Origin of the sequence: Accumulibacter sp., assembly GCF_031732815.1 — a bacterium.
Lineage (GTDB): Bacteria > Pseudomonadota > Gammaproteobacteria > Burkholderiales > Rhodocyclaceae > Accumulibacter.
On sequence record NZ_JAVMKF010000249.1, the window covers coordinates 1 to 3,024 of the forward strand.

Annotated in this window: 5 protein-coding genes; all 5 read left to right on the plus strand. The window is 64.0% G+C overall.

The genetic code is table 11. The features are described from left to right. Nucleotides 1-100: 100 nt before the first annotated feature. Nucleotides 101-583: a cyclic pyranopterin monophosphate synthase MoaC gene (moaC, locus tag RKP46_RS15010; RefSeq protein WP_311107381.1), complete on the plus strand. Its 483-nt coding sequence runs from the start codon at nucleotides 101-103 to the stop codon at nucleotides 581-583. A gap of 4 nt (nucleotides 584-587) precedes the next feature. Beyond that, nucleotides 588-1,082 carry a thiosulfate oxidation carrier protein SoxY gene (soxY, locus tag RKP46_RS15015; RefSeq protein ID WP_311107382.1) on the plus strand — a complete coding sequence of 165 codons (495 nt, stop codon included), beginning with the start codon at nucleotides 588-590 and terminating at the stop codon, nucleotides 1,080-1,082. Nucleotides 1,083-1,097: 15 nt separating this feature from the next. Beyond that, complete coding sequence (soxZ, locus tag RKP46_RS15020; protein ID WP_311107383.1) at nucleotides 1,098-1,418, plus strand: thiosulfate oxidation carrier complex protein SoxZ; 321 nt, start codon at nucleotides 1,098-1,100, stop codon at nucleotides 1,416-1,418. Between the two features lie 68 nt (nucleotides 1,419-1,486). Then, a complete protein-coding gene (queD, locus tag RKP46_RS15025) occupies nucleotides 1,487-1,936 on the plus strand; it encodes a 6-carboxytetrahydropterin synthase QueD (RefSeq protein ID WP_311107384.1) in 450 nt (149 codons plus the stop codon). A gap of 117 nt (nucleotides 1,937-2,053) precedes the next feature. Further along, nucleotides 2,054-3,024 (plus strand): citrate/2-methylcitrate synthase (locus RKP46_RS15030; RefSeq protein WP_311107385.1); only part of this gene is annotated, 971 nt, incomplete at its 3' end.

The following is a 3,024-nucleotide window of genomic DNA, read 5'->3' on the forward strand; positions in this document are numbered from 1 at the left end:
CCGCCGGCACCTTCAGAGTTGCCTTGGGTTACCTTGGCTTTGCCTCGTTCCCGCTCCACCAAATACACCGTTTGTCCGTCGATCGCGCTTGCAGGTGCCGATGTCCGCCGATTCTCTGACCCATTTCAACTCGCAAGGCCAGGCGCATATGGTCGACGTCGGCGGCAAGGCGGAAAGCTTGCGGCAAGCGCAGGCGAGCGGCAGCATCGTGATGCAGGCGGCAACGCTGCAACTGATCAGCGAAGGCTCGGCGAGCAAGGGCGATGTTCTCGGCGTGGCGCGCATCGCGGCAATCCAGGCGAGCAAGCGGACAGCCGAACTGATTCCGCTGTGCCATCCGATCCCGCTGACCCGGGTGTCGGTCGATTTCGACCTCGACCGAGCCGGAAACGCCATTACTTGCCGCGTGACGACCGAGTGCCTGGCGCGCACTGGTGTCGAGATGGAAGCGCTGTGCGCGGTGAGCGTCGCTCTCCTCACGATCTACGACATGTGCAAGGCAGTCGACCGCGGCATGCGGATCGAGGGCGTCCGCCTGCTGACCAAGAGTGGCGGTCGTTCAGGCACCTGGACGGCAGGCTAGCGGGATGTCGGCCCGCTGCACCGGCAACGATCGACTGCGCCGTTTGCTGATCAAGTCGACAGCCGCCAGCGCAGCCGTCGGCGCACTGTGCGCCGCCGGGCTGCTGAAACCGACGCGTGTGCTGGCGGCCGAATGGGGCCGCAGCGGCTTTGCCGCCACCAGTCTGCCGGAAGCGCTCAAGGCAATCGGTGCCGCGGCTTCGGCCGAAAGCGGCGCAATCGTGATCAAGAGCGTCGAGATCTCGGAAAACGGCGCGCTGGTCCCCTGCGAAGTCATCAGTTCGATCCCCGATACGCAATCGATTGCCGTTCTGGTCGAGCGCAACCCGATGCCGCTGGCGGCCAGCCTGAGTTTCGCCGAGGGGGTTCTGCCGCGCGTTCGCCTGCAGTTGAAGATGGCCGAGTCCTCACGCATCCGTGTCGTCGTCCGGGCGGGCGACGGCAAAACGTATCACGCCAGTCGCGAGGTGCGCGTGACGCTGGGCGGGTGCGGCGCTTGACGACTGCGCGCAGCGATGCCTGAACCGATCAAGATCCGCGCCGTGCAGCAGGGCGAAAGTACCGAGATTCGCATCCTGCTGCAGCATCCGATGGAAACCGGCCTGCGCCGGGATCAGGCGAGCGGACAGAAGATTCCGGCGCATTTCATTACCACGTTCACGGTCAGCGCGCACGGCAAGGTGCTGATCAACGCCCAACTCAATACCTCGATTGCGCGCAATCCGCTGTTCGTCTTCCAGAGCAAGGGACTCCAACCGGGCGATCGCGTGCGCGTCGCATGGTCGGACAACCGGGGCGAGCAGCGCGCCGATGAAGCGACGGTCGCCGCCGCCTAGCGCTCGCCGGGCAGCGCGGGAGAGCGCGAAACCGGAGTGCTATAATCGCATCTTTGTCGGCTCTCCCGATGTTCATTACCCGCCGCCTCGAGTTCGACGCCGGCCACCGTATTCCCGACCACAAGAGCCAGTGCCGTCATCTGCACGGCCATCGCTACGCGCTTGAGATCACCCTGGCGGGCGAGGTCATCGAGCAGCCGGGAGACTCGGCGAACGGCATGCTGATGGACTTTTCCGAAGTGAAGGCGCTGGCTATGCAGCACCTGGTCGAGGCTTGGGACCACGCCTTCCTGGCCTACACCGACGACCGCCCGGTGGTCGACTTTCTACGTACGCTGGCGGATCACAAAACGGTTCTGCTTGACTGCGTGCCGACTGTCGAAAACCTGGCGCAACAGGCCTTCGTCATCCTCGACGCGGCGTATCGAGATACCTACGGCAATCACTTGCGTCTCGCCCGCGTGCGCCTCTACGAAACGCCCGGCTGCTGGGCAGAAGTCGTTCGCTGCCCGGACTGAACGCCTCCGGCCGGTTGACGCCGGCGGCAAGACCCGGAATACTCATCCGTCTTGCTCGGCCGCCAAGGCGCCCAGCGCCGCCGTGACCGTCCTGCATGCATGACGGAGGAGACAACGATGGATGAACTGCCTGAAGGGAAGTCACCGAGGATAAAGAAGTCGGTCGCATTGTCCGGCGTGGTTGCCGCCGATACGGCGATCTGTTCGGTTGGTAGTGCCGGCAACGATCTCTATTACCGTGGCTACGACGTCATCGCGCTCGCCGAGCAAGCCACTTTCGAGGAGGTTGCCTACCTGCTGCTTTACGGGCGTCTACCCAATCTCACCCAGCTCAATCAGTACAAGAAAAAGCTCAAGACCCTGCGCGGGCTGCCGGTCATGCTCCGGCCGATGCTGGAAAACCTGCCGGCGTCGGCGCATCCGATGGACGTCCTGCGCAGCGGCTGTTCGGCGCTCGGCACGATTCTGCCCGAGGCGCAGGATCACAATCCGGGCGGCGCGCGCGAAATTGCCGACCGGCTGATCGCCGGCTTCGGCTCGATGCTGCTTTACTGGTATCACTGGTCGCACAATGGGCGTCGGATCGACACCGAGACCGATGACGATTCGATTGCGGCGCATTTCCTTCACCTGTTGCGCGGCAAGCCGCCGACGGCGCTGCATGCGCGCTGCCTGGACAAGTCGCTGATCCTGTATGCCGAGCACGAGTTCAACGCGTCAACCTTTGCCGCGCGCACGGTCACCGGCACCGGCGCCGACATGTACGCCGCGATCGGCGGGGCGATCGGCGCGCTCAGCGGTCGCCTGCACGGCGGCGCAAACGAAGTGGCTTTCGAGATCCAGAGTCGCTACAACGATGCGGCGCACGCCGAACACGACATTCGTCGGCGCCTGGACAACCGTGAAATCATTATTGGTTTTGGTCACCCGGTCTATACGATTGCCGATCCCCGGCACAAGGTCATTCGTTCGGTTGCCGAGCAGTTGTGCGCGGACGGCGACAACCTGGTGCTGTTCGACATTGCCAGCCGCATCGAGTCCGTGATGTGGGAACAGAAGGCGATGTTCCCGAACGTCGACTGGTTCTC